General features: G+C 65.3%; 5 protein-coding genes. 2 read left to right on the top strand and 3 right to left on the bottom strand.

Annotated elements, in window-relative coordinates; genetic code table 11:
* Window positions 1-302: 302 nt before the first annotated feature.
* Window positions 303-1583, bottom strand: a complete 1281-nt coding sequence (locus tag AB1634_18610; GenBank protein MEW6221525.1) for a DUF362 domain-containing protein — start codon at window positions 1581-1583, stop codon at window positions 303-305.
* A 225-nt stretch (window positions 1584-1808) separates the two neighbouring features.
* On the opposite strand from AB1634_18610, the gene AB1634_18605 reads away from it, so the two are divergent.
* Window positions 1809-2690 (top strand): SEC-C metal-binding domain-containing protein, encoded by an 882-nt coding sequence (locus tag AB1634_18605; GenBank protein ID MEW6221524.1) that lies wholly within the window; start codon window positions 1809-1811, stop codon window positions 2688-2690.
* A gap of 83 nt (window positions 2691-2773) precedes the next feature.
* Here the strand turns inward: AB1634_18605 and AB1634_18600 are convergent, their stop codons facing one another.
* Together AB1634_18600 and AB1634_18595 are read right to left on the bottom strand one after the other, a co-directional pair.
* On the bottom strand, window positions 2774-2944 hold the full coding sequence (locus AB1634_18600) for a hypothetical protein (GenBank protein MEW6221523.1): 171 nt from the start codon (window positions 2942-2944) through the stop codon (window positions 2774-2776).
* Between the two features lie 65 nt (window positions 2945-3009).
* Window positions 3010-3336, bottom strand: a complete 327-nt coding sequence (locus AB1634_18595; GenBank protein ID MEW6221522.1) for a metalloregulator ArsR/SmtB family transcription factor — start codon at window positions 3334-3336, stop codon at window positions 3010-3012.
* 763 nt (window positions 3337-4099) lie between these two features.
* On the opposite strand from AB1634_18595, the gene AB1634_18590 reads away from it, so the two are divergent.
* Window positions 4100-4816 (top strand): SEC-C metal-binding domain-containing protein, encoded by a 717-nt coding sequence (locus tag AB1634_18590; protein ID MEW6221521.1) that lies wholly within the window; start codon window positions 4100-4102, stop codon window positions 4814-4816.
* Window positions 4817-5315 lie beyond the last annotated feature (499 nt).

Below are 5315 nucleotides of genomic sequence, written 5' to 3'. Positions count from 1 at the left end.
AGGTCGGCTTCAAGGTGGTGCCACAGCCGGAAAGCCCGGCTGCCAGGACCAGGACGAGGGTGAGACAGCTCCGGTTCATGATCGCTTCTCCACGGATGGGGGGGGAGGACAGGGCGCACTTGCAGGCCCGCCAGTCGATGACGGGAGCCAGCATAGACCCAAGGGCCGGGCACGGCAAGGCCTTCCTGGGTCCACTCCACCCTCACTGGCAAGGCCGACGCCAGGCCGGATGCTTAGCGAATATCCGGGCGGTGAACCTGGAGGGTGCCGTGATCGGGGTGGAAAGCTCGGGCGCCGGCCCGTCAACCGCTGCCAGCAGCGATCTCAAGCCAGCCGGTCGCCCAGGCGGTGCGGCTGGTGGCCAGGCTGGTGGCCGCCAGGCGCAGGCGATACCGGGCCGGGGGCAGGACCTGACCGCCCAGCCGGCCGTCCCAGATGAAGGAGGCGAGGCCCCTGCCCTGCCGGGAGCTGGCGAGAACGCCCAGGGATTCGCCCTCGGCATCCTCCGGCCGGGTGGCGACCAGCTCCAGCCGGCAGTCCGCCGGCTCTCCCAGCCAGGCAACGATCCGGCACGCCTGGCCCGGCGCCGCCTGGGCCGGCTCCGGCCACAGGCCGTAAAGAAGCGGCGGCAGCACCGGCCGCTGAAAGGGCCGCTGCCTGAGCGCGCTGCCGGCAAGCTCAATCTCGTCCAGGCTGAAAGGACCCAGCCCTGCGGCCGCCAGGTAATGGAGATGGGGCACCAGCCCCTGGCCGATGCCCATGGCCGCAAGCCCCACCCGGTCCACGGCCACCGCATTGACCCCGGCCAGCACCTGCCCCATGGGCACCGGCGTGCCGGCCAGCGGCCCGTTGCCTTCCAGGCCGACGATGCCGTCCACCAGGGCGTAGTCGATGGGCCTGAGGCGCACCAGATCCGCAATCACCTGGTGCACGCCCCGGAAATGCAGGCCATGACGCCCCTGGAGCCGGGGCAGGCGGTAGGGCGGACAGGGAGGCAGGCCGAAGAGGCTCTTGGTGCTGAGGGTGGCTGTGGCCAGCTGGTGGGTCTTGAGCTTGGCCACGCTGATGAAGACGATCTCCGGATTCAGGAGCAGCTCGGGCAGCCAGAGAGCGGAGCAGGCGCTCCCCCCCGGCACGGGTACCAGGAGGCTGGGCTCGGCCGCCAGGTCCACCAGCCGTACCCGGCCGCCGCCAGCCCCACCCAGCGGCCCATAGCCGCAGGCCGCGAAATGCACCCCCGGCCCGCCCTCCACGATCAGCACCTCGGTGGCACCATCGGCCAGGCAGCGCTCCGCCACCAGGCGCACGATCTCCGGGTCGGTGGTGACGCCGCTGCTCGCTGGCGCGGCGGCCACCAGGTTGGGCTTGATCAGCACCCGCCGGCCGGCCATCCGCCCCGGCGGCCAGGGCGCGGCATCCAACGCTGCGGCCGCCGCGGCATACGGATCCTGCCCCCGGCCCACCCCCACCCGGTAGCCCGGGGCCGCCGCCGCCGGTCCGGCAACGAGCGACAGGGCGGCACCGCCCAGGAAGGCCAGGAACTGGCGGCGGTGCAAATGGCCGGGAACGGAGATGAAGGGCATACCCCAGGCTACCCCGGAAAAAGACTGGGCCGCAAGCGAAGCCAGCCGGCACCGACCTGGCGGCCGACACATCCCGGTCTTGACAGTGCGACCCGAAATGGAGAACGTTGGCGGATGTGACCGGAATTCGTCTCATCCCTGGCCGCGACGGGCGAGGACGGCTCGTGGCCCCGGAGGATGGCTTCGACAGCATGGACCAGCCATGGCAGAGCGGAAAGGAGAAGCATGAGTCTGCAGATCATGGAAACAGAAGAAGGCTCCCGTCTGACGCTGCAGGAAAACGGTACAACAACGGTCTACGGCGTTTCCTTCGACGTCTGTGCCAATCCGGCCTGCGCGTGCAATACCGTGGACATGATCCTGACTCCCGTAGCGGATGACCACAAGACGGGACAACGAATCCCGGCCCGGCTGGTGCCCATCGATCTCAAGGGCAAGAAGGTGGCGGACAAGGGTGACGTGGCCAAGCGCGGTCCGGAGCGCGATTTCGCCAAGAGCGTGGTCAAGCAGATGGACGACGATGATTTTCGGTCTCTCGCCTTGTACTACCTGGCCGTCAAGCAGCGGCGGACCGAGACCGCCCGGCCGGAAGATGTCGACGCCTGGTTCGAGTACGAAGAGATCGAGGAAAAGGGGCTGTTGACCGCCTACAGAGACATCCTTCCCTATGCCGACCCCTTGCTGGTGACCCTGAGCAACGAGCGATGCGTGGTCCTTGACCTGTACTGCCTCAGAAGCAGCTGCCTCTGTACCGAGACCGTTCTGAGCGTCTATCCGGCTGTCCGGGATGGGATAACGACCGGCAAGGAGCTCGGCAGCTATCTTGTCGATTACCGGAAGAAAACCTGGCAGCTCGCCGATGCGGCCGGAGCCGGAAAAGGGTGGCTCGATCCGCAAACGGCCCGGCAGGCCATGGAGGAACAGAACCCGTCAATCTATGAGCAGATGGGAAAGCGGCATGTCAGGTTGGCCGAGATCTACCGCCATTGCCGCCGCAGCCAAGGCATGATCGAGCACAAGCCGGCGCAATCGGTCAAGGTGGGCCGGAACGATCCCTGCCCCTGCGGCAGCGGCAAGAAATACAAGAAATGCTGCCTGGGAAAATAGGGAGAGTCCCAAGGATGAAGGCGGAAGGATGAAGGATGAAGAGTCATCCTTCATCCTTCCTTTTTCGAGTCCCCAGCCCTTGGCTAATCCCGATCCCCTGCTTTGCGCTCCGGCATGCAGCCACAATGACACGGCTGCCGGATCAGGGCCACCGGCGGCGGCAGACACCCGCAGCCACAGCCCTCCTTGACGGCGGTTTCCCTGGTCTCCTCTGCCAGCAGCGGCTTCCGGTTCTCCCTCGACTCTTCGTTCATGTTGGAACCTCCTGATGTTGAGTTTTATGCGCACATACTTATTGACTGTGCGCAAGAAAAGGCCCCTACCCGGGGCCGTGGCCGCACTGTCCTCCACCCTGGCCGTGCCCGGCTGCCCCCTGGCAGCCGCAGGTGCAGATCCGGTTCAACCGCTGCCGGCACCGCTCCAGGGCCTCCTCATCCAGCCGGTAGATGATCCGGTTTCCCTGCCGTTCGTCCCGCACCAGGCCCGCGGCCTTGAGCACCCGCAAATGCTGCGACACGGCAGGCTGGGAGATCCGGAGTGCCTCCGCCAAGCTGTTGACGTTGATCTCGTTGGCCTTCAGAAGCTCGATGATCTCGATCCGCTTGTCCACCGACAGCACCTTGAACAGCTCTGCCGCTGCCTTCATCTCCGGACTCTCCTTAAGTATATGCGTAGAATCTTATTTACCAGAAGCCGCCTCCCCTGTCAAGGACGACCTGCGGAAGGCTGGATTTTCGACAAGGCGGACGCCAGGCTGGATGTTTTGGTCCTGCAAGCGGGCGCACAGAGGGCGACGCGTGCGTCGCCCCTACGGGAGGATCCATCGGCCGCACGTCGCCACCGATCGTGGGCCTGCCAACGCTGGTGTCCGGCGCTGCTCCCCACCGCTGCAAAAGTCGTCTGGCCTGAAAGCCCACCGCGCTCCCCTGGTCCAGTTCGGTTGCCGGTGGGCGCCGGGGGCTCGTTGACGTCGCTGCAGAATCTCTCTACAGTGCTTGAGCATGGTAACACGAGTGGCAGACCTCCCGGACTGGCGCTGGTTCTTCCTCGCTTGCCCACGTCAGACGGGCAAGTCCTCCCTCGTCGACGGCCATGATCCGCCACAAGCCCAGGCATGCTCAAAGATGCGGCACAGGCCGGCCGTGTTGTCCGGAGCAGGTTGTTGGAAGTGATCAGATCTTGGCTGGCTTCGAAAGCATACGCCCGCTACGAGAAAACTGAAAAGGAGAAGCATGATTCTGCAGATGATGGAAACAGAGGAAAGGTGCCGGGTGACGCTGCAGGAAGACGGTACGACAAGGGCTTACGACGTTACCTTCCAGATCTGTCCCAGTCCGGTCTGCACGTGCAATAGCGTGGACATGCTCCTGACTCCTGTGCCGGAAGACCACCCGGAGACGGAGCCGCGAATGCCGGCCCGGGTGGTGTCCATTGATGTCAAGCGCAAGAAGGTGGCGGACCAGGGCACCGTGACCAGGCGCGGTCCGGAGCGTGATTTCGCCAGGAATCTGGTCAAACAGCTGGACGAGGATGATTTCCGGTTCCTGCTCTCCCGCTACCTGGCCGTCAAGCGGCAGCAGACCGACCTGGCCCGGCCGGAAGATATCGACACCTGGTTCGAATACGAAGAAATCGAGAAAAAGGGACTGTTGACTCCCTACAGGGACATCCTTCCCTATGCCGAGCTCTGGCCGGTGACCCTGAACAACGAGCGATACGTGATCCTTGACCTGTATTGCCTCAGAAACGGCTGCTTCTGTACCGAAACCTGCCTGAGCGTCTATCCGGCGGTCCCGGACGGAGTGGCGACCGGCAAGGAGCTCGTATGCTATGTCGTCGATTACCGGAAGAAGACGTGGCAGCTCCGCGATCCGACCGGAGTCGGAAAAGGGTGGATCGATCCGCAAACGGCCCGGCAGGCCATCGAGGAGCAAAACCCGTCAATCTATGCGCAGATGAGAAGGCGGCATGTCCGGCTGACCGAGATCTACAGCCATTGCCGCCGCCGGCAGGGCGGGATCGGGTCCAGACCGGCGCAAACGGTCAAGGTCGGCCGGAACGCCCCCTGTCCATGCGGCAGCGGCAAGAAGTACAAGAAATGCTGCCAGGGAAAGGAGACAGAATAAACCTGGACTGGTGGCCGGCCTTGGTGCCGGGGATCGTCGAGGGCGCGCCCCCCCTGAGCCCGTGGGGGAATGGCATCACCGGTCAGGGTGTGACCCTTTTTCGGGGGTGCCACGGACCCACCCGGGCTTGTCGTACTCTGGGGTTGCGCATGGGATGGGCCCTTCCCAGTCCGGTTCATCCCCACGCCCTGGGGAACGGCCAGCCCGGCCGGCCCTGGGCGTCGAAGTTCTCTTCCACCGCGCCCGGCATGGCCTCGGCGATGGCCCGCATGAGCCGGGGAGAGATCCTGAATGCGGGCCAGGAGCCGAGAGAGTTGCCATGCGCGGGGCGCACCCGAAGGGGTACCACGCCGGAAGTCGGCTCTGGTGGCCGCCCATAAGTCCGTAACCGTTCACCAGCTACCCTGGTGAACGGTTACGGAGTCCCACGCATCAACGACGGTTCATCCCCACGCCCGGGGGGAACGTCAACTGCACGGCGTGGCAGGTACAGGTCTTG

Source organism: Thermodesulfobacteriota bacterium, from assembly GCA_040755095.1.
GTDB lineage: Bacteria > Desulfobacterota > Desulfobulbia > Desulfobulbales > JBFMBH01 > JBFMBH01.
This window is presented reverse-complemented; position numbering and strand designations above follow the sequence as displayed.

Coding starts and splice junctions, on each gene's coding strand:
- AB1634_18610 (MEW6221525.1), bottom strand. CDS start 1,583: ATGCCCTTCATCTCCGTTCCCGGCCATTTGCACCGCCGCCAGTTCCTG.
- AB1634_18605 (MEW6221524.1), top strand. CDS start 1,809: ATGAGTCTGCAGATCATGGAAACAGAAGAAGGCTCCCGTCTGACGCTG.
- AB1634_18600 (MEW6221523.1), bottom strand. CDS start 2,944: ATGAACGAAGAGTCGAGGGAGAACCGGAAGCCGCTGCTGGCAGAGGAG.
- AB1634_18595 (MEW6221522.1), bottom strand. CDS start 3,336: ATGAAGGCAGCGGCAGAGCTGTTCAAGGTGCTGTCGGTGGACAAGCGG.
- AB1634_18590 (MEW6221521.1), top strand. CDS start 4,100: ATGCCGGCCCGGGTGGTGTCCATTGATGTCAAGCGCAAGAAGGTGGCG.